At 54.7% G+C, this 20,763-nt stretch carries 21 protein-coding genes and 1 other annotated feature; of the genes, 1 reads left to right on the top strand and 20 read right to left on the bottom strand.

What is annotated here, in order from left to right; translation table 11 throughout:
- Positions 1-51 precede the first annotated feature (51 nt).
- From G3M63_RS09075 to G3M63_RS09045, 7 genes are all read right to left on the bottom strand, one after another.
- A complete protein-coding gene (locus G3M63_RS09075) occupies positions 52-804 on the bottom strand; it encodes a glucose 1-dehydrogenase (protein WP_150300731.1) in 753 nt (250 codons plus the stop codon).
- A 121-nt stretch (positions 805-925) separates the two neighbouring features.
- A complete protein-coding gene (locus tag G3M63_RS09070) occupies positions 926-1,726 on the bottom strand; it encodes an SDR family NAD(P)-dependent oxidoreductase (protein WP_150300730.1) in 801 nt (266 codons plus the stop codon).
- A 253-nt stretch (positions 1,727-1,979) separates the two neighbouring features.
- Positions 1,980-3,350, bottom strand: coding sequence for a DUF1329 domain-containing protein (locus G3M63_RS09065; RefSeq protein WP_163982747.1), 1,371 nt, complete (start codon positions 3,348-3,350; stop codon positions 1,980-1,982).
- Complete coding sequence (locus tag G3M63_RS09060) at positions 3,347-3,505, bottom strand: hypothetical protein (protein WP_163982745.1); 159 nt, start codon at positions 3,503-3,505, stop codon at positions 3,347-3,349. The genes G3M63_RS09065 and G3M63_RS09060 overlap by 4 nt, the downstream gene beginning before the upstream one ends.
- 233 nt (positions 3,506-3,738) lie before the next feature.
- Entirely contained in the window at positions 3,739-4,398 is a 660-nt protein-coding gene (locus tag G3M63_RS09055; RefSeq protein WP_163982743.1) for an EthD domain-containing protein, read from the bottom strand.
- 42 nt (positions 4,399-4,440) lie between these two features.
- Positions 4,441-5,826 carry an SRPBCC family protein gene (locus G3M63_RS09050; RefSeq protein WP_218573673.1) on the bottom strand — a complete coding sequence of 462 codons (1,386 nt, stop codon included), beginning with the start codon at positions 5,824-5,826 and terminating at the stop codon, positions 4,441-4,443.
- Positions 5,786-6,493, bottom strand: coding sequence for an SDR family oxidoreductase (locus G3M63_RS09045; protein ID WP_163982741.1), 708 nt, complete (start codon positions 6,491-6,493; stop codon positions 5,786-5,788). Before G3M63_RS09045 ends, G3M63_RS09050 begins: the two co-directional genes overlap by 41 nt.
- Positions 6,494-6,593: 100 nt before the next feature.
- Here G3M63_RS09045 and G3M63_RS09040 point away from each other — a divergent pair.
- A protein-coding gene (locus tag G3M63_RS09040) for an IS3 family transposase (RefSeq protein ID WP_163981804.1) occupies positions 6,594-7,816 on the top strand; the annotation gives its coding sequence in 2 pieces (ribosomal slippage) (positions 6,594-6,879 and positions 6,879-7,816; 1,224 coding nt in all).
- Positions 6,872-6,988 (top strand) — a sequence feature (AL1L pseudoknot). It overlaps the preceding gene by 117 nt.
- Before the next feature lie 36 nt (positions 7,817-7,852).
- Here the strand turns inward: G3M63_RS09040 and G3M63_RS09035 are convergent.
- From G3M63_RS09035 to G3M63_RS08975, 13 genes are all read right to left on the bottom strand, one after another.
- Positions 7,853-8,320 carry a hypothetical protein gene (locus G3M63_RS09035; protein ID WP_218573672.1) on the bottom strand — a complete coding sequence of 156 codons (468 nt, stop codon included), beginning with the start codon at positions 8,318-8,320 and terminating at the stop codon, positions 7,853-7,855.
- Positions 8,321-8,397: 77 nt separating this feature from the next.
- The gene (locus G3M63_RS09030) at positions 8,398-8,874 is read right to left on the bottom strand and encodes a nuclear transport factor 2 family protein (protein ID WP_163982737.1); all 477 of its coding nucleotides are present in this window, start codon (positions 8,872-8,874) and stop codon (positions 8,398-8,400) included.
- Between the two features lie 14 nt (positions 8,875-8,888).
- The gene (locus G3M63_RS09025) at positions 8,889-10,229 is read right to left on the bottom strand and encodes an SRPBCC family protein (protein ID WP_150300724.1); all 1,341 of its coding nucleotides are present in this window, start codon (positions 10,227-10,229) and stop codon (positions 8,889-8,891) included.
- A gap of 247 nt (positions 10,230-10,476) precedes the next feature.
- A complete protein-coding gene (locus G3M63_RS09020) occupies positions 10,477-10,812 on the bottom strand; it encodes a Rieske 2Fe-2S domain-containing protein (RefSeq protein ID WP_150300723.1) in 336 nt (111 codons plus the stop codon).
- 4 nt (positions 10,813-10,816) lie between these two features.
- The gene (locus G3M63_RS09015) at positions 10,817-11,359 is read right to left on the bottom strand and encodes a nuclear transport factor 2 family protein (protein ID WP_163982735.1); all 543 of its coding nucleotides are present in this window, start codon (positions 11,357-11,359) and stop codon (positions 10,817-10,819) included.
- Positions 11,360-11,368: 9 nt separating this feature from the next.
- Positions 11,369-12,151 (bottom strand): glucose 1-dehydrogenase, encoded by a 783-nt coding sequence (locus G3M63_RS09010; RefSeq protein ID WP_150300721.1) that lies wholly within the window; start codon positions 12,149-12,151, stop codon positions 11,369-11,371.
- 89 nt (positions 12,152-12,240) lie between these two features.
- Complete coding sequence (locus tag G3M63_RS09005) at positions 12,241-13,626, bottom strand: DUF1329 domain-containing protein (protein WP_163982733.1); 1,386 nt, start codon at positions 13,624-13,626, stop codon at positions 12,241-12,243.
- Between the two features lie 63 nt (positions 13,627-13,689).
- Positions 13,690-14,115: a hypothetical protein gene (locus tag G3M63_RS09000; protein ID WP_163981503.1), complete on the bottom strand. Its 426-nt coding sequence runs from the start codon at positions 14,113-14,115 to the stop codon at positions 13,690-13,692.
- Positions 14,112-15,875 carry an FAD-binding protein gene (locus G3M63_RS08995; RefSeq protein WP_163982731.1) on the bottom strand — a complete coding sequence of 588 codons (1,764 nt, stop codon included), beginning with the start codon at positions 15,873-15,875 and terminating at the stop codon, positions 14,112-14,114. The genes G3M63_RS09000 and G3M63_RS08995 overlap by 4 nt, the downstream gene beginning before the upstream one ends.
- A 69-nt stretch (positions 15,876-15,944) precedes the next feature.
- A complete protein-coding gene (locus G3M63_RS08990) occupies positions 15,945-16,394 on the bottom strand; it encodes a nuclear transport factor 2 family protein (protein WP_163982729.1) in 450 nt (149 codons plus the stop codon).
- A gap of 113 nt (positions 16,395-16,507) precedes the next feature.
- Positions 16,508-18,181, bottom strand: a complete 1,674-nt coding sequence (locus G3M63_RS08985) for a DUF1302 domain-containing protein (RefSeq protein ID WP_163982727.1) — start codon at positions 18,179-18,181, stop codon at positions 16,508-16,510.
- 165 nt (positions 18,182-18,346) lie between these two features.
- Complete coding sequence (locus tag G3M63_RS08980) at positions 18,347-19,153, bottom strand: SDR family oxidoreductase (RefSeq protein ID WP_163982725.1); 807 nt, start codon at positions 19,151-19,153, stop codon at positions 18,347-18,349.
- Between the two features lie 699 nt (positions 19,154-19,852).
- A complete protein-coding gene (locus tag G3M63_RS08975; protein ID WP_163982723.1) occupies positions 19,853-20,746 on the bottom strand; it encodes a LysR family transcriptional regulator in 894 nt (297 codons plus the stop codon).
- Between the last annotated feature and the right edge of the window lie 17 nt (positions 20,747-20,763).

Here is a 20,763-nt window from a genome sequence, read left to right as displayed (position 1 = left end):
CGGGAACCATCAGAAACCGACGCGAAAACAGCACGCGGATAGCCAGCCAACTCAGGCAGCCGTCCAGCCGCCATCCACCGTCATCAGGCTGCCATGCATGAACGAAGCGCCGTCCGACGCAAGCCATAGCACCGCATTGACCACCTCATCGATCTCTCCGAGCCGCCCAGCGGGATGTAGTGCTAGCAGCTTGGGCTCCATTTCATCCAGACGCGGGTGGCTATTGAGCATGGCGGTACGGATTACCCCCGGGCAGACGGCGTTGATGCGGATGTTCTGCGCACCGTATTCGGTGGCTGCCGTTTTGGTCAGGCCGGCGACCGCATGCTTTGTAGCAACATAGGGAGCCGAGCCAGGTATGGTCGTGAGCGACAACGCCGAAGCGGTATTGACTAACACTCCGCCGCCTTGTTTAAGCATCTGCTCGATCGAATACTTCATGCATAGCCAGACGGCCTTCAAGTTGACCGCAACGATTTGGTCAAACTCGGTCTCGGTGACATCGGCGGTGAAATGATTCCCGCCGCTGATGCCAGCGTTGTTATGGACAATATCCAATCTGCCAAAGCGCCGGACGGTCTCGTTGATCAGCGCTTGCATGTGCTCGGCAGAGGTCACATCAATGGGGAAAAAAGCGGCTTCACCGCCGGCAGATTCAATCTCAGCCAGTCGCTGCTTGCCTTGTTCAACGTTGATATCGGCCAGCATCACCTTTGCACCCTCTCGGGCAAAAGCTTTCGCCGTTCCAGCGCCTATGCCGCCACTGGCGCCCGTGACCAGTACCACTTTGTCTTTGAATTGCATGCTGTGATCCTTTTGTTGTTATTGCTACAGCGGTGTGACGCAAAGGAGCTCCATGGCTCGTCGATATACTTGGTTTGTCCTCCAGCCTGGCGGTTGCGTGCTTACGCAACCGCCCTTTTCTTCAGCCCTTGGCTTGTGCCGCCATGGCCTTTTCCACTGCGGCACCGACGTCAGCACCGGTGGGATTACTTCGAAGCAGCAAGCCGCCGTTAACCTGAAGATTCTCGCCGGTCATAAAGCATTCGTCGCTAGCCAGCCACACAGCAGCGGCGGCGATGTCTGCCGTGGTACCAATGCGTCCCAGCGGATAACGCGCAGTGAAGCATTCGCGAACCCCTGGCGTCGCCATGGCCTCAGCGGTCATCGGGGTTTCGGTCAAGCCTGGGGAGATGCAGTTGGCGCGTATTCCGCGGCTGCCGAACTCGTTGGCCACACAGCGCACCACGTGGTCGATGCCGCCTTTTGTGCCGATATACGCTGCGTAGTTCTCGATTACCGCGCGAGTTGTGGCGGAGCTGATCTGAATGATCGAACCGCCTTCCGCCATTCCTTCAATCGCCTCCTGGAGAAACAGGAACGGCCCTTTGAATTGCAGCGCAATCATCTTCTCCAACTCCTGCTCCCCAGTTTCCAGGAAGCCTTGAGTCAGACCCCAGCCGACGCAGTTGACCGCCACGTCCAGCCGCCCACCCCACTCTCTGGCATGGGCCATGGCTGCTTTCAGCTCGGACTTCGAAGTGATGTCGCAGGCGACATGGGTGCCGCCGATCTCATCGGCGAAGCGAGCCAGCTCCTCTGCATTACGCCCGGAAATCACCATTCGTGCCCCTTCGTCTGCGAAACGTCGGGCGATGTCCTGGCCCATATTGTCCCGGCTATCAGCACCGAGTATCAGGGCAACCTTGTTCTCAAGTCGTTTCATCACGTGTTCTCCGAGATAACAGAATGTGTTTTTCAAGTCAGCGGTAGCGCCTTGCGATCGTGCAGCAGCCTTGCGCGCGCCACTAACAAACCGGATTGATCGTTTTTTATAGACCACTACCTAGTTGTAATAGTCGCGAGTACCGGGAGATTCACGCGTCTATGGAAAGCATAAGAGCGCCGAACATCATCCGACTTAGCGACGAAAAAAAAGTTATTCGCGCACCCTATTGTCTAGAGTGCGCCCGCAAGGATTATCTGACGCCGCCAGCGCTCATCGCTTGTGGTGAAAAGAAACTCATTGGCTTGGGTTCAATGTCATACCACCCCGAACGGCCTGTGGAATACGCTTGGCGAGCGTAAGCTCCGCTTGCAAGGTCATGGGTAATAAACTGGCCACTAATGTGCCCGTAGCCCTCATATTTGGGAAAGCTTTCCGAATGCACCACTCGGTAAACAGCACCTGTGCTGTCATAAGAAGCGCTCATCCCGACTCCCAGATAGTCCTCATCCCAATAGAATGTACGCCGGGGATAAATATGGCGCTTTCCTTCTTTCAATGTCGCTTCGACTACCCATACACGGTGCAGCTCCCAGCGCACACAATCAGGGTTGGCAAAATTCTTGGTAAATACCTCGTCGCGGCCACATTGCTCAGTGTCGTACATCTTGAACATGTTGTATGGCAGGTAGACCTCTTTCTTGCCCATCAACTCGAAATCGTATCGGTCAAAGGCACCATAAAAGACCGATGAATCGTCGACCGTTCCTATTCCTGCCCCAGCCGGAGAAGGCGTGTCATAGGCTACATCAGGAGAAAGCTTGACTCTGCGCTGCCCGGGCAGATAACTCCATGCACGACGGGCGTTGGTCAACATATTTAGAGAATCATGGATTATCAGTTTTTCACCGGATTTGCGCGTCGGAGAGTCATAATCGGCACGGAGCATCTCATTGATTTCATCCCCTTCCAGAGGTTCGGTACGGCTGGGATCCCATAAAGGATACTGGTTCCACTGGGTTTGCCCTGCTGTATCAATCACCGATCCAGAGCCGTCAACGATAGTCGTCTTCAAGTCCTGACTCATGAAAGCATGTCCTTCATACTTCATGTAGCGATTCCACATCACCTCAATACCGCTTTGTGGAACAGGAAAAGGCGTGCCGGCCCAACAACCTTGGAGCTGCAACCCGTCCGCCACGAGTGTGCAGCTGGTTGCATTCTTTTTCGCTGCATCCAGGTAATGCTGCGGGTAGCGCGCTGTGCGATGGCTCGGGTAAACATTGATCTTGAATTCGGGGTACTTTTCAAACAGAGCCACCGCAGCCGAGGTCAACTGCTCCTGATGCTCCGTGTAATTGCTCGCATCGATGGTAAACAGAACCTGTTCATCGGCGAATGGGTCCGGGCGAATACCCGGTCTGCTCGGGTCATAACTGGCCGGCGGCTCGACCCCACCCGTGTAGGCCGGAATGGTTCCTTCCGCGTTTCCGGCCTTTTCTGCGCCCCACAGGGTAAGATTGTCGCCCAGTTGCTGAGCCTGCTCCTCGGATACAGCAGCAATTACTGAACCGCTGATTGCCAGGCCCATCGCGAGAGCCAAGGATGAGTATCTTGTTTTCATATTTGCTGCCTTTTTTTCTGAGAATCGGACAGTGGGGTCAGTGTGACATTCCATCCGTTATCCATTGCAATCACTGCCGCACCATAACCGGTCAGCAGCCTGGCGCCAGGTTCTGAGGCGCTGCCAACGATCCATGCGAGCTTCTGCAGGCGCATGATCCAGATCCAGATGCGCTGTGCGTTCTCACTCACTCCGCGTCTCGTCACACTCAAATAAAAACCAACCTGATCGTTTTTATAAAACTACTATCGATTTAAATGACGCGCAAGTCTGCCGTATCGATAACGTATTCTTTCTGTAGCGCTTAACTACCGCTCATTCGAACAACGGCAAAAGTCGGGATGGCGCGAAATGGACTGGCGCCTCGAAAAAATAGGCTGATCCTGGATCAACTCCATTTGCCAGTCAGAGGATTCACCACGGTTCGCGCTTCATATACCCCGGCGCTCACTGGGTACACGTCTGACAGCTCCAGCAACAGCGCAGCCATTGCCGACGCCCCCTTGTGGGCAGCCGTCAGGTTAGGCCAAAAGCCACTAACCACCACGCATTGAATATCAGGATCTGTAGCAGAAGCTGTTATGAGCAGATCCGGAGCCTGACCTTGATCGCACCAATCCAGGCATCCGACTATTTCGTCGATCTGCTTCTGTGAGTTTGTATGTAAAAGCAGCAGATGGCGTATACAGGGATTGGAAAGTGATATCTCTGTCAGCCCCGCTTCAGGGGAGTCTGCACTGATATACGAATCGACCGTGCCCGAAGTGAAGTTCGCCTCATCCCTGCCGGCCCCCTGCTGATATATCTCGGAGGCGGCGAGATCAGCCAGCGAGTCGATTGATGGTACCCATATTTCCGGGATGCCATCGGCTGCGGGCCACGTTGAGCCAGGCAGGCCAATGGTGAGATGGTTCTGGACATACCCGCTAAAGAAACCCGCTCGAGCCAAATCGAGTGCGTGATCCTTGTGTGTGGTTGCCCAATAATCACTGAATTCGGGCCAACTCCATCCTTCCCTACGTTGCAGCAGCGTGAACACCTTTGCCATTATCATCACAACCGGGGCCTTGCGGCCCCAGCCTCCGTTGATTCAACTCTGTTGAATGTATTTGTCGAGTACGTTGTGGAAACGGCGGATTCGGACTTCCTGGTAATTACCCAGGGTTTCGCCCTTTTTCTTCGCCGCCTTGAAGCCCTGTTGCTGAGCTCGCATGTTGGACGTGTCCTGATCGTAGACATGTGCCATGCCGGCATCCATGCCATCAGCGAGCGCATAGGACTCCTCCTCTTTGACGTAGGAAACCTCGGGAGCCTCGGGACGCTCTGCACCGGGCGCCAGCGGGCGCAAAAAGAGGATCTCGAACAGACTACGATCCGGATCGCAGCCCAGCGGTCTGAAGCGATACACCATGGGCAATGACAAGCCCGGAAAGAGGATCATATTGGGGAATAGATGATATTCGATGGTATCGATGATCTCTGAGTCGGACACGTCTTCCAGATTGACCTTGTACTTCTCGCCCAACGTCTTGCGCAGGAATCGCGCCATGACGACTCGTGCCGTTTCGCCTTCCTTCACCTCCAGCTCATCAGTGACAAGCGAGCGATCACCCACCAGCATTGCGTCAACCAGCTCCTGCTCGCTTAGCGGAGTGTCCAGGTGCGGGCTGCTGACGCCGCTTGCCGCATAGAAGCGCGTCACATGATCGCTATACACGTCATATTGGACGTTGGCATCGCCAGTGCCCGGAAGTAGTTGAGGATGGGTCTCCACGACATGATAGGCCTCGAGGAACGCTTCCGCGCCCGCTTTCCAGTTACACGGCAATTCCTTCGCCACGTGAAACTCGGTAAACCGGTTTTCCATGTCCCAACCACCGAAGTGCTCAGGAATTTCTCCCAGAAAACTCTCGAGATCTTCTGCGTCATCGTCCAGGTTAACGAATATAAAACCACCCCATTGCCCTACACGGACCTCTGGCAGCTTGAGACTCTCCGGCTTGGCATGCGGGAAATCCCAGGCACAGGGAATACTTTGTATTTCACCATCAAGGGACCAGGTCCAACCATGGAAAGGGCAGCGCAACTGGTCACTGGAGCCCATGCCCTCCTCTGGTTTGAGTTTGGTGCCGCGGTGCAGACACGAGTTGTGATAAGCCTTGATCCCTTTGGGGGTATGCACCACCAGAATCGAGTAGGCACCTATCTCATAGACGTAGTAGTCACCTACTTGAGGAATATGCTCCAGGCGGCACGCCCATTGCCACACCTTGGTCCAGACATGCTCCATCTCCTTAGCAAAGAAATCCGGGGAGGTGTAGCGGGAAAAAGCAATGTCATCACTTCCGGCGTAACGGTAACTCTCCTCCTTAAGGATATCTGGCGCCGGTTTCAAATCGCTGGCAAGGAACAGCACCAGGTCAGACCTGAGGAAATCACCAGGGATGCAATTCGCCGTTCCACTTGAAGAAGTCACCACTATTCTCCAACGTCAGATTTGCAACCACCGACCTGATGCCGGCGGCGCTCTCTTGCGGAGTGATGTCTGCGGTTGGCCCGCCCATGTCAGTCTGCACATAACCGGGATGGATGGTCGCAACGAAGACGCCCTGATCTCGCAAGTCGATAGCCAGGCTACGCATGACTCTGTTCACCCCGGCCTTTGCCGCACCATAGGCGTACATGCCGCCGTACGGCCAGGTTGAGGCGGCAAGCTGACTGCTCACCGTCATGGCCTTGCCCTTCGCTGCCAACAAGTTAGGCAGTAGCGCCTGGATCAGGCGAAACGGTCCGATAGTCATAACCTCAAAAGCGGTATGCCAGTCGGCAAAATCGTCCTCGGTAAAGGTTTTACTGGTTAACGGCCCTGTCTCGCCGCCCAATACCCCCGCCACGTTCAACAATACATGGACCGGCTCATCACTGACGGCAGCGTGTACAGCCCTGGCGACCGAGGGGCCGTCAGCCATATCTATCTGGTGCACCGTCAGCCGACCCTCCGAAGCCTGTGCAATGGTTGCGAGGTCTGACGCGCTGCCTGGAGAACGACAAAACGCGTATACGCGGTCCCCGCCCGCGAGATAGTCTTTGACCAGAGCTAGCCCGATACCACGGTTGGCACCGGTAATTACGATGTTAGCCATTCAAGTACTCCTCATTTGTTATCACGCATGGAGAGCGAGAGAGCGGATAACTGAATCACACCGGGTTTCGTGGAGGCCTCAACTCTTGAGAGAATGAGGCATGACAAAATCCAACAGCTACTCCCCTGAAGTCCGTGAACGTGCTGTGCGCATGGTTCTGGAGAACTTGAAGGACTACCCCTCCGAGTGGGCAGCCATCGAATCCATTGCACCCAAGATTGGTTGTGTCCCGCAGACGCTGCATGGCTGGGTGCGCAAACACCAGACCGACAACGGCCAGCGACCCGGTCAGACGACTGAGGAACGGGACCGTATCAAGGCTTTGGAGCGCGAGAATCGTGAGCTGCGTAAAGCGAACGAGATCCTCCGCCTGGCCAGTGCTTATTTTGCCCAGGCGGAGCTCGACCGCCGCAACAAACCCTGAACGCCTTCGTTGACGAGTACCGTGACCGTTACGGGGTCGAGTCGATCTGCCGCGTGGTGCAGATCGCTCCGTCCGGTTACTACCTGCATGCAGCACGTGCCCGACAGCCTGAACGGCGAAGCACTCGCGCCCAACAGGATGAGTTGCTGTGTGAGGACATCAAGCGTGTATGGGAGGACAACATGCGCTGCTATGGCGTCGTGAAGGTCTGGAAGCAACTCAGGCGCGACAAGGTGCACGTTGCCCGTTGTACCGTTGCGCGACTGATGCGCCACTTGGGGTTGCAGGGTGTTCGGCGCGGCCAGGTAGTTCGTACCACGGTGCCTGATGGCAACGCCGTCTGTCCTCTCGACAAGGTTCAACGCCAGTTCAAAGCTGACCGTCCCAATCAGTTATGGGTTTCAGACTTTACATACGTATCAACGTGGCAGGGTTGGCTCTACGTAGCCTTCGTTATCGATGTCTTTGCGCGACGTATCGTCGGCTGGCGTGTGAGCAACAGCATGAAAACGGACTTCGTGCTTGATGCCCTGGAGCAAGCACTCTACGCCCGGCAGCCAGGCCACACGGACGGTCTGATCCACCATAGCGATAGGGGTAGTCAGTACGTCTCTATTCGTTATACGGAGCGTCTCGCTGAGGCTGGAATAGAGCCCTCTGTTGGTAGCAAAGGAGACAGCTACGACAACGCCTTGGCGGAAACCATCAATGGCTTGTACAAAGCGGAACTGATTTACCGGCAGTCTTGGAGGAGCCGCGAAGCCGTCGAAATCGCCACCTTGAAGTGGGTTCACTGGTACAACTACCAGCGGTTACTGAGCTCGATTGGATATATACCGCCGGCAGAAGCTGAGGCAAACTTCTATCAGCAAAACACCGGTCAGGCCATGGCCGCCTGACTTAAACGAAATGGCCTCCATAAAACCCGGTGTGATTCAAACTTCATTTCCGTCCCAGTCTTGTGAAGCGGATCGGACCAAGGAATAGAAATCGGTTAGCTCTTCAGTAGGTTCATATAATTCGACGAAGTGGCCTAGGGCTCGCGTGCAATCAATCATTGCATAGGCCTGCCCTGACGTTAGCTCAGCGTAGAGGGCCGTTTCATAGCCTGCTTGCTCGTATCCACTGATGGCCAGCTGTAAATCCTCGACCATGATCGCCACATGATGGATAGCGCCGTTCCCGATCGGACAGTGGTCATAAAAGACGGAGGGTCCAGGGTTATTCTGCTGGCAAAACTCGACCATCACCTCACCCCATTGACCATAGGCAGAGGTATGGTCGAGCTTGCTCGGCTCGCCTCGGTGTAGACATACTGCCAGTTCGATGTTCTCGACCACGAAGTAAGGCCCTGAGCCGAACAGCAGGTGATGGTCGTACGCACTCCTGGCGACGTCGTCCACGAAATACGCTATCTGTCTGACCGGGTGATGCCTGGGCACCCTTGGCCCGGTCTTCTTCCTCATCTGTCTCATCGGGATTATTCGATCATGCCGGCGTAGGCTTCCATGAACTGCGGGTCTACAAAGGTTGTCTTTATTGTTACCGACTGAAATTTCCAACTTTGCGCCGTTCTCACATACTCATCCGAGTAAATATTGGACAGCCATATCGGTGACGGATTGTCGGTCGTGGTAAAGGCAAACAGTCCTGAGACTTTCCCTTCCGCCCGGTCCCCTTTCAGCTCGATAAGTGGGTTCAGCATATAATGCATGGCACAAGTCCACTGCGTGGTTGCGGAGGTCATCATTGCGACTATCTCGGCGTGGCCCGTTACCAATCCCATACCCAGATCCAGTGTTCCGGTAGGTGTAAACAAGGCGGCGAACTGCTCCGCATCGCCGGGCACACCATCAACGATATTGGCAAGATAGGCGTAACGGTGACGTAGTGTGCGTATCTCTTCCAGATCGTTCAAACGTGTCAACTGAGCCTGCATGGATTGTAGATCGGTCATTTCACGTTCCTTTTTCAGACTCGGCCTTCGAGATAATCATTCAGGACTTCATGGAAGAAGCGAACCCGCGTCTCCTGGTTGCACAAGACAGTATCCTTGTACCCCTGCGACCTGATGCCCCGCTGCTGACCGTCCGCCAACAACATGTCCTGATAGACGATCTGGTCCACGATCTCCGGCACCCCCGCGCCATTATCGAAGTCACGGACGTGCAGCTCTGCTTCCTCCAGCGGTTGCATGCCGGCCATGATCGATTCGACCTCGGTTTGCCCCTCGACGGGGTAGACCATGCACCACAGGTCGAACGTGCACTTGTTGGGATCATCCGGATGAGGTTCGGTACGGAAAAAGATCAATTGATCCGGCAGAAACGAAATCGTGACGTTGGGGAATATCACCGTATGCGGACTATCGGTAAGCTCCTCATCGTTCATGTGCTCGTAATGCTTGTACCCTTTCTCTTTCCATAGCCTGCGCTTGGCCGCCTTGAGGTCTAGCCAACCCTGAATCGCCTTGGATTCGAAATCGGGGTAGCTATCAGGATCAATGCCCCACTGACGTAGCAAATCATCAAAAGGCTGTGGAGTGCCCTCGGGCAATCGATCAGAAAGGGATGGCCGCATGGGTTGCACCGTTCGGCCATGTCCCCGGGGAAACATTTCATGGCGGGCACTATCAACATCCTGATCGATGAACGGCGGCACTTGGGGGTGTGCTGTGCGAGTGTGGTAGGACTCACTGAAGTTGTCAGTGGCAAACTTCCAGTTGGTATCGAGGTTGATCTTCATCCAGAAAACACGAACTCCCGTCTCCATTGGGTAGTTCTTGTACAGCTCGGGCATTGGCTCCAGGTATTCCAGCAGAGGCGGTGCGTCATCATCCATGGTGTACCAGATGAAGCCGCCCCAGGTGTCACACCTGAGCTCATTCAGTTTCAACTTCCCACAGGGGTTTCCGCCGGGAAAATCATCGGGATCTTGTGCTGACTTCAATACCCCGTCTCTACCCCAAAGCCAGCCATGATAAGGACAATGAAAACCCGCTCCCGCATGCGAGTTATCCCAGACCAAGCGCTGACCACGATGGCCACAGCTGTTATAAAACGCCTTGAAGCTGTCGTCTTCCTGCCGGATTACGATTACTGATTCATGCATGAAATCATGGACGAGATAGTCGCCCGCCTCCTCCAACTCCGCGACGCGGCCAGCGACGTGCCAGATCTTGGTCCACATATGATCCCATTCACGCTGGGCAAACTCGCGCGAATAATACCGGTCGCCAGTCATAGGATCCCCGCGTAGCAGGCTGGCATCACGACCGTCCATAGTGAGAGGGTGAACTTTTATCAGCTCCATGGTGTACTCCATAGTTTTATTTTTGGTCTCTAGTTTAAGTTCAAAAAATCAGTATTCGCGGGCCGCGTTTGTTACGAAACAACATAAACAAAAACCAGCCGAATTCATTAACCTGCTACAGCACATATCAGCTAACGCCACCACCCGACTGAGCTGATGGCCAATATAAGCAGCTAGAGTTACAGCAAGACGGATGCGCAGCTTGCAACCATTAAATCAGCCTTGACTGTTTTTTAGCTAGCGAAAACTATGCTTGCGCTTCGGCCGGCTCCGTTAATCGCACATGTACCTGGTCGCCAATCACCTGTACCGCAAAAGTGCGCAGCGGTACTTTGCCCAAAGGGCCTCGGCCGCAGCCGGTACGCAAATCGAACATGACCCCGTGCAAAGGGCAGGAAATCATACCGTTACGAATTCTGCCGCCTTCCAGTTCCGAGGCTTGGTGGGTGCAGCGGTTTTCTACCGCCAGGAACTCACCTTTAACATTGCAAACCAGGACGCTCAGCCCTTCCAGCTCTACCGCTTTGGACTGCCCTGGAGCCAGCTCTTCGACAGAGATAACCTGGTGAAATGCATTCTCCATAACTCTACTCCCCTTCAAAAAAGCCAGCATGTGGGAAACTGTATGCGATGTCATCTGTCGAGGGCTTGCCGTTGGTAGCGACCGCCGCAATTCCCGCCTGGTAGTCTGCGAGACTGACTTGCGCGTGGACCCAGTCAACGACGAAGTGGCGACGGCTGATCAGCCATTTGCCCTCTTCGCGTATATAGGTATCCAGGTAACGACCACCCACCAGTTGATTTTCTTGGGACCCGTCCCCCTGCGGCCTGACCGAACTACCAATAACGTAGCTCTGCCCTGTGGCTTTATCACCCTGAATTTCAAATAGTTCATTGGAAGCGAAATGATGCGCGATGCTGACGGCCGGATCGTCCAGAACAATCAATTGGCAAAATTCGCTGGCGCTTCCCCTGAATAAACCGAAATCAATGGTCGCAGATTCAGCCCATACTCTGGAAAGCAACGCATGATCCTTACGATCAACCCCAATGCAATAACGAACATTCAGTTCATGCAGTTGCTGTTTGTCAATGAGCAGCGCCACTTCGCTCAGCATGGATTGGGACATGTCCATTTTCTAGGCACCCTCCCCTGCTGGGTAGGGTTTACTCAAAACTCCACCGTCTACATACATTTGATGCCCTGTCATGAAACTTGCATCATCTGAAGCAAGAAACAGTACAGCTGAGGCTATCTCGCTGACTTCAGCAATGCGCCCGAGCGGCTGCATGCCGGCGTATATTTTTTCGAGTGCCACAGGATCTTCCGCGCCGTCCAGATACTGCTGCACCAGCGGGGTGCGCGTGGCGGCCGGGTGTACCGAGTTAACCCGGATGTTGTAGCCTCTTTCACCGCAATGCAAAGCAACTGTCTTGGTGACAGAATCCATAGCCGCCTTTGCTGCGCCATAAGCAACAAAAAGTGGACCGGGACGAATGCTCTCCACACTCGATATATTGATGATGGAGCCCTTCCCTACCTTTTTCATACTTTCGACAGTGACCTTGCAACCCAGCATCGTACCCAAACCATGTACATTCATGTGATTGTGCCAGGCCTCTTCATCGACTGTCTCGATATCTGCGGGGAAGGATATTCCAGCACTGTGGACCATGATATCTACCGGCCCGAGATTCGATTCCGCCCAGCCGATCGCGTCCCGCCAATCACTCATTTTTGAAACATCCAGATGATGATAATGACAATTGCCCGTCAGACTCTGGGCCAGGCGGCGTCCTGCCTCGTCGTGTATATCGGTCACCAGCACCTTGGCTCCCTCTGCGGCAAAGAGACGAGCAATCCCCTCGCCAATACCTGACGCGGCTCCGGTGATCAGTGCTACTTTATTATTCAGTCTCATGGTTCAAACCTCGACAACACGTTGTTATTTTTACCCTCATACTTCCCTTGAGAATCGAGGGTTGGTGTTAACCAACCCCACTGATCTGCTTAGCGAACGCCGCCGCGGGAAAGGCTTGAGGGTTGATAGAAGCGAGCCGGGTGAGCCTCCTCTGCGGAAGTCACCGTCATCATGTTGCCGTCGGCCGGTGTGTAAGCCTGCCGCACATAGCCACCGCTGGCGAGGTCATGGACTACAAACTCATGCGTATTATGCCCATGGGTTTCATAGAAGGGATAATAGTGGGTACGGGTAACTCGATATATATTCCCCGCATCATCGTAGTTATCAGCCATCCCCACTGCGTAAATATCTTCGTTCCAATAAAATGTTCGACGGGGATAGATATGCCGCTTACCCTCTTTCAGTGTAGCTTCGACCACCCAGACCCTGTGCAACTCCCAGCGAACACAATCGGGATTCATATGGTTAGGTGTATAAACCTGTTCAGCCGAGCACTGGGATTCATCATGTAACTTGAATGTATTATACGGAATGAACATTTCTTTCCGGCCCATGAGCTCAAAGTTGTAGCGATCCTGGGAACCGTAAAACACTTGTGTTTCATCGGTAGTACCGATTCCTCCGCCCGCTGGACTAGGTGTGTCATAGGCAACATCAGGCGAGAGCTTGACTCTACGCTGGCCCGGCAGATAGGACCAGGCGCGTCGGCCAATATTGAGCATATCCACGTTATCGTGAATCACCAGCTTTTCACCAGCCTTACGCGCCGGCCCAGTCCAGTCGACCCTGCCATACTCCAGCATTTCCTCACTGTCGATTGGCGCTGTGCGACCCGGCTCGTAATGAGGGAAGGTTTGCCAGTATTCGAAAGCGCCCGTTTCGATAACTCGTCCTTTCGCGTCTACCAGGGTCGACGTCTGGGCTGGAGATTCGTATGCATATTGATCGTATTTCAGCGTCCGGTTCCACATAACCTCGGAACCATTTTTTGGAATCGGGAAGGGTACACCTCCATAACATTCCCCTGACAATTGCAGGAGGTTATCAGCCAACTCGCAGGTTTTAGCGTTCTTCAATGTATTATCAAGGACGTATTCTGGATAACTAGCCGTTCGATGGGTGGGATATACATCCAGGCGAAAGCTCGGGTACTGCTGCAACATCTTTTGCGTGCCTGCCGAAAGCTGATCCGCGTATTCGTCCATATTGTCAGCGGTTATGCTGAACATTGGCTTTTCGTCTGCGAAAGGATCAGGCCGTTTACCTGGTTTGGAAGGATCGTAGTCCGCTGGCGGCTCAACAGGTCCGGTATACGCAGGGATGGTTCCCGCTTCATTGCCTGCCTGAATCGCACCCCAGACAGTCAGATCGTCTCCCAACCGGGCAATTTCATCGGCATTCAATGCTGCCATTGCTCCCTGACTCAGGCCCAGGGCACCTAGTACCGCCACGCATGTCATTTTCAATTTCATAAACCAATCACCTGTAATTGTTATTTTTCATTCAAGGGTTTTAAAGCTGAAATGGCGTCGCGCTCAGTTGTTCAGCGCTCCCTGATCGATCCATTTTTCTATTACGGAGATGACGTCGTCCGCTAGCGGCCGCTGACCGAAGGGCATGCGCCCCCCTGTGCCGCCGTGCTCAAGATGGGTACCCTTGATCTTGTGCAAGAGGTAGCTGCTGTCGGGGTCCCCCGGGGCAACCAGCGTCGCTCCCGTGCCCGGCAATTCCACTCCCACAATGCTGTCATAAGCGGCCGAGGGGTAGAGCTTGAGGTTTCCTGGTTCTGTCCCCGTCATGTGACAGGTAGCGCATTGGGTCCGCAGCACTGGAATGACGGCCTGGGTAAAGCTGATCGAACCATCCTCTACCGCAGCAGACGCAGACACAGCCCCGGCCTGCAGCGTACCGATCGCCATTACAGACAACGAGATCAACAGGCCATCCATCAAACGCTTCATGCCTCTGCTCCGACCACATGGGTACCAGCCAACCAGGCAAAGGTCATAGCCACACCAATGGTGCCGCCTGCGCCAACGTAGGCTGGGCCGACCGGGGAAGCCACGCAGTTACCCGCTCCGTAGAGCCCTTCGATCGGCTTACCGTCTGCGCCCAGAACCTGGCCATGCTCATTGATCTCCGGACCACCGCTGGTATCCAGCGCACCCGGCGCAAGAATGACGGCATACAGCCTATCGTCATCGATCGGATGCATGGTGGAGTTCGGGTGATTGTTATCGGGAAAATCACTGTCCTCACGGACTGGCGAGAAGACTTTCTGCCATATCTGGTCATACTCATGCAGACCACGGTCAAAGTCCTCATCCCTGCCCGTTCTGGCAAACCCGTTATAACGGGTGATGGTCGCGCTGAGATTTTCTTCGAACGCGTCATCCAGCTTGTAGATACCGAGTTTGCCGTTAAGAGACTGCAGACGCTGACGTATCTGCTGCCCCAGGTCCTTGGTACCTCTACCCTCAATCAACCAGGCAGATTCGCGCTTGTCCATGGGAATGGGCAAGGCGCCGCCGTTGCGCTGCAGGGTCCGCTCATCAAATACCATGAACATGAACAGGTTCGGGTATTCGGCATTAACCGGATCAAAGGTGAAGTGCGCCTGGGTCCTGTCGTTGTAGTTGCGCTTTTCGTTGACGCAACGCCGGCCGTACTTGTTGACATGAATCATGGAGTCGCCCGGAGCGAATACGACGCCGTGAGCCACAGCCCGGTTCTGCAACGCCTCTTCGAGTACCACAGGTGTCCGCCATGCCGTATCCAGACGCCCCATACGGGCACCCGCCTGCTGGGCCATGCCGATGAAGTCTCCGGTGGAGCCGACCGCAGCGCACGAACCATACAGGCCCGGACTCTGGTGACGCTCGATCAGGTCGGTGTTGTGGGCATACCCACCAGTACCGAAGATGACGCCTTTATTGGCCTTGATGTTGATGCGCTTGCCTGCATGACTGACCACCAGACCCGTTGCTCGCTCACCGTCGAAGATGATCTCTTCTGCCTTGTGCTCAAGCATCACGGGGACTTCCGCATTACGCAGCCAGGTTTCAAGTTGGTAGGCCAGACTGCTACCGCCACTGTATGGACCGGCTCCCACAGCCGGCTCCAATGCCCGCCCCTTGTTCAGCTTGTTCTCGGCCAAGTGGTCGCCGTAATCCGGAGGGGTGATCTCCAGCTCCCACAATTGGAAGGGCTGGAAGGACATGGCCTCCACCTTCGCCATCCAATCCACCATACGCGTGCCATTATCGTAAAAGGTCTCGATCATTCGATAATCGTGCTCGCTCAGCCCCAGTGTCGGACCGTTGGCGTTGTAACGTTCGGGGTAGGCATAGCGGGCTATGTATTTCAGGCAATCCGTCTTGTCATCATTCAGGCCGGCTTCCGCCAGGAACTGATTGTTCGGAATCCAGGTGATGCCGCCCGATTTGCCGGTGGTGCCGCCTGCCATGGGCATCTTCTCCAGTACGATCACTTTTGCGCCGCGTGAGACGGCTGTCACCGCTGCTGTACACGCGGCGGATCCCGTACCAACGCAGATCACATCGGTTTCCAGATCCCACTGCACTTTTCTACCAGCCGAGCTTGCTGCCATGGCAACACCCGGAACGCCCAAGGCCGCTGCCGCGCCTACCGCTATACCCGCACTGGCGAGCAAACTGCGGCGAGAAAGAGACGTTTCGGTCTTATCTTTTTTATTGTTCATCACGCTCTACCTGTAACCATGAGGGCGTAGAAATATATACGCGTGGGTCGCACCAACATTGAGCATCACTTACTCAAAGTGCGGAATGACCTTGGTGGGAGGTAACAAATAGGGCTCTGAAAAATGCTTTATTTTCCAACCCATGGCAGTTCTGACGCAGCGATATTGGTGCTTGGCATATACCAGAATGTCGCTACCGTCCTTGGCGGTGCCGACCGCATGCACATAGCTCTGGCACTCCGCCTCGTCCTGCTCCAACCGATTAACTTTAAAATTGCTGCTGAAATGGGCGTTGCACTCGGTGCCAGCCAGCACACTGATAAAAAACTCGCGAATGTCCTGGTGTCCCGTCACCACCGGCAGACCCAGGCCGGACAAATCCAGAACCGCATCGTCTACAAAACAATCAACGATCGCATCCGCGTTTTTTGCTTCGTCGATATGAATGCAATACGAATGAATAAGTTCTTGCAGCGCCAGATGGTCTTCAACGCGCTGAATCCTGGCTTCAAGGCTCAACATATGACTGCTCCCCTATTTCACCTCATCGGACTGACAGCGCCAGCTAATCTGTTGGCACTATCAGTCCGAGCGGCGTTTCGCTAATGGTTATCTTGGTCCGAGAGCCTGGATCAGAACGCGGTCTTGAAGGTCAGAGACAACCAACCGCGGTCGTGCATGATCCCGCTGCCGCTGTTGTTCTCCCACACCACGTCCTCCACGCCCGGTACGGCTGCGAGTGGATTCGCTCCCTTGGTGTAGTCGCCAAAATAATCGTTGTAGGCCAGATCCACTTCGTACTTGGCATGGATATCCAGGCCTACGCCAACGCTCCAGGAACCGCCGTTTTCTGCAGTGCCGAGGGGAGTAGGCGAGTTACCAGTGATGCCTTGGCCGTAGTTGATTGGTGCAGTCATGTCTATGCCCGGGTATACCTGATACCAGGTCGGGACAAATGACACCTGAAAGCCCAGCGAATCATCGGTTGCGCATCCGCCCTTCCGTCCGGCGTCACACCCCCCATACCGCCCGCTCTCGTGGTTAAAGAACTGGCGAGTCGAGCCGTCAACGCTATCGAGCCGGCTATAAGATAGCTCTGCAGACAAACTGGCTGAATCGAACACGGACGTTTGGCCAATGAAAGCCACCATGTTGAGCAAGCCATGCCACGTATCACCTGTAGCGAGACCAGCGCTATTGGACGCCAGCGATGTGCCTTCCCGGCGGGATAACTCGGCGCCTACCGAGATAGCACCCAATAGCCGCGCATAGCTGATACCGTAAAGTTTCACATCTTCTGCGTAGGCGTTGTACATATAGGAAGAGTCGGGCGCCATCACCATGGCCGGATTGCGGTCGTCAAAATTCCGGTAGTAGAGACCGATGGTTCCGCCCAGCAATTCTGAGCGAATATGTGTGTTAATACCCCAGCTGCCTCGATCATCAGGTTTTTCACCTGGACCATGATCCAGATCGCCCACTACGGGTAGTCCAAGATAATCGGTCCCGCCAAGAAAGCTGAGGTCAGAGCCACCGAGGTAGGTCCCACCTTCCGGGAGGCGGTGCGCATCCCACTCAAGATAGTAATTGGCGGACACCGAAACATTATCCGTCAGCTGTGCCGAGGCCGAGATCTGAGTCTGTGGCAGGAACAACTCTTTCGCTTCGACGCCCGGCGTAGAAGTCGCTTTGCGCAGGTCGAGTGGACCTTGGCCATAGGCGATACTGTTGCCGAAGGTAAACATCGACTCGCCCCAGTACACATTGTGACGACCCGCACGCACATTTATCGGCACCGTACCCACATCAAGGCGAGTAAAGACGAAGGCATCCAATATCTCACCTGAGCGCTTGTAGTAGCGTTCCACGTCACTGGTAAAACGATTATTTGGGTACGCCGTGCCCAGACCGGCCGCCTGGTAGGCTGGGTTACCTTCAACATCATCGAACGCAAAGTCGTTCCAGGCTGCAGCAGAGACCCGGAAGCCATGATTCATTTTATGAACCATGTCGAATTCGCTGAGAATATCGACCCGATTGGTCACGATATCGCCCTTGTCCCAACCGTGGTTGGTCGCCTGTGAGACCCAGTTGTCTCCCAGACGGTCATCCCGACCTTCCATACGCCAGCCAATATTGTATTTAACCGTATTGTCCCAGCGCACCCGCAGATCCGGGTTCTCGGTGTCAATACTGAACGCCATCACCTGCCCGCTGGTTGATGCGAGCCCGGCGGCTAGCACTCCGGCGGCCAGACGTGACAGGGCAATTTTGTTACAGCGGTTGTTATTCTTGTTTACGCTCATTTGCATGCTCCAAGGGTTATTAATGAGTCCTTCCTGGTCCGGCTAAATAAAACCGACCAGATCGTTTTATTTAGCCGGAACGGAATTCGCCATCTGCTACAGCAGTTGCCAACTGTTTTGAATTAATGATGAATCTCTACTTCTTAGCCGGTGTCCTTACCTCGCCTATCGCCGTGAATTTTGGGCAGCCTGCTCCACAGCATCATTGATATCGGCCTGCATAGGATTTGCCCGTAACGTTAAACCTCCATTGACCTGAAGGTTTTGTCCCGTCATGAAACATGGATCGCTGGCCAGCCAGACGGCCGCGGCCGCAATATCCTCAGAGGTGCCTATTCGGCCGAGCGGATAACCCTTAAGGAAGGCGTCAAACACACCGGGAACTTCCTTTGCTGCAGCCGTCATCGGTGTATCGGTCAGACCGGGAGAAATGCTGTTGGCGCGGATACCCCGTTCACCAAATTCGTTCGCTACGCACCGCACTACATGATCGATCCCGGCCTTCGTGCCCATATAGGCCGCATGATTCTCGAACATGATAGACGCGGTTGCAGAGCTGATCTGTATGATGGACCCACCTGACTCCATCGATCTGACCGCCTGCTGAAGAAACATGAATGGACCTTTGAACTGCAGATCCTGCATGCGCTCAAGTTCCTCTTCAGTTGTCTCCAGGAAAGGTTTCAGCAAACCCCACCCGGTGGCATTTATCGCAATATCCACCTTTCCATAGCGTTCAATGGTCGTGCCGAACAGCTCTGCCAACTGTTGACTGTTCGTGATATCACATACAGCCGAAGAGCCCTCTATCGAAGCGGCGAAGCGTTCAAGCTCATCAGCATGTCGACCAGCTACCACCACATTAGCGCCAGCTTCAGACATATAACGAGCTATTACCTGCCCCATATTTCCTGGTCCAGCCGCGCCCAGCACTATGGCGACCTTACCTTTCAAAACTGCATCTGCACTCATTATTGATACTCCAAACGTAACAGTTAGCGAAGGCCACTGGGAGACAAGGCTTCAAAGCGAAAAACCAGGTCGGTACTGGCTTCAATACAATTGGGGTTTAGATGGTTCGCGAACGTAGCTGGGGTAGCCAGCGCCGCCGTGAGCGGGGTAAAACCCCGTGCTGTAACGGAGAGACAGTTCAGGTCTGGATGTAACATCTGTGCTGGGCAGTTTGGCGTGGGCCTGGAATGGCTTCGGTGGATAACAAGACAAGTGGGTGCGTCTGCGACAGAATCCGGAGCACCATCTGGGCCAGCAGGATCACGGTTCGACGAACCGCTTGGATCCAGGGTATAGGCAGCAACGCTACAATTGTCATCGACCGCTGCTTGCGCTTCCCACGGAGACAGCTTCGCACCGGATATATCAGCGGACACACTTTCGCCATTGGCGCCAGCCCCACGCGAAGCGGAGGTGAGCGACGGAGGAAACAGCTGCGTAGGAGGCATATTGATCATCTCTCCTGATTCTTGTTTTTGTAAGGAACCTGCTCGACATTTAAAAACCAACAGACTCGTTTTTTATTAAGCTACATGCTGTTTCATGAAATGACAACCTTCGTCTGGTATAAAAATTACAGCGCTACGCCAATGAAATCGCTTGTCAGTCCTCAAGCAGGTGTTATCGCTGGCTGTTCTTCGTTCCGCATAGCCACCAGTATTATCTTGCGCCCATCAGCCTGTCCTTCTCGAGCTCCGCCATCTCTCGCAAAAAATCCCAGGTCACCCGCATCCGGGCAATATCTTTCAGTTCGATGGGCATCAACATCCAGAATGTTCTGATGAAACGAATCTGTTCAGGCATGACGAGGCTCAGGCGCGGGTCGGAATCAGCAGAGAAAGCGGGCAGGATGCCGAGTCCGGCGCCGGCGGCTATGGCTTCCTGCTGCGCCAGCAAACTTGTGCTGCGTAGCCCGACCGCGCCCGAACCTGCAATTTCGTTGAGAAACAGCAGCTCCTTGCTGAATACCAGATCGTCCACATAGCTGACAAAGCGATGTGTACTCAGATCATCGCGGTTGCGAATGGGCCCATGCTTTTCCAGATAGTCCTTGCAGACATACAGGCGCAGGACGTAATCGGTCAGCTTGGTAATGATGAAAGGTCCCCGTTCGGGCCGCTCCAGGGTGATGACGATATCTGCCTCATGCCGTGATAAGCGCACCGCCCGGGGCAGCGCCAGCAAATCCAGGTGAAGGTGCGGATGGCGCTGGCTCAACTCACTGAGCTGACCGCCCAGAATCAGCGTCCCATAGCCTTCGGTTGCGCCGATACGCACCTGCCCCGAAAGGCTTTCACCCGGGTTCGGCAGGGCCTGCTCAATCCGCACGCTCGCCCCCTCCATCTGTTCAACCTGAGGCAGCAGGCTGCGTCCCGCCTCGGTCAGCGAATAACCGGTGGTGTCCCGGATGAAGAGCGCCACGCCAAGACTTTTTTCCAGCGCCTGGACGCGCCGGGACACCGTGGTGTGGTCTACCCCGAGACGACGCGCCGCAGTAGTCAGGCGCCCGGCTCTACTCAATTCGAGAAAAAAACGCAGATTATCCCAGTCCACTTTTCGTCCTGTGCAAA

Source organism: Pseudomonas sp. OIL-1 (assembly GCF_010669185.1).
Lineage (GTDB): Bacteria > Pseudomonadota > Gammaproteobacteria > Pseudomonadales > Pseudomonadaceae > Halopseudomonas > Halopseudomonas profundi.
The sequence above is the reverse complement of the archived record's forward strand: the minus strand, read 5'-3'. Positions and strand labels throughout refer to the sequence as shown.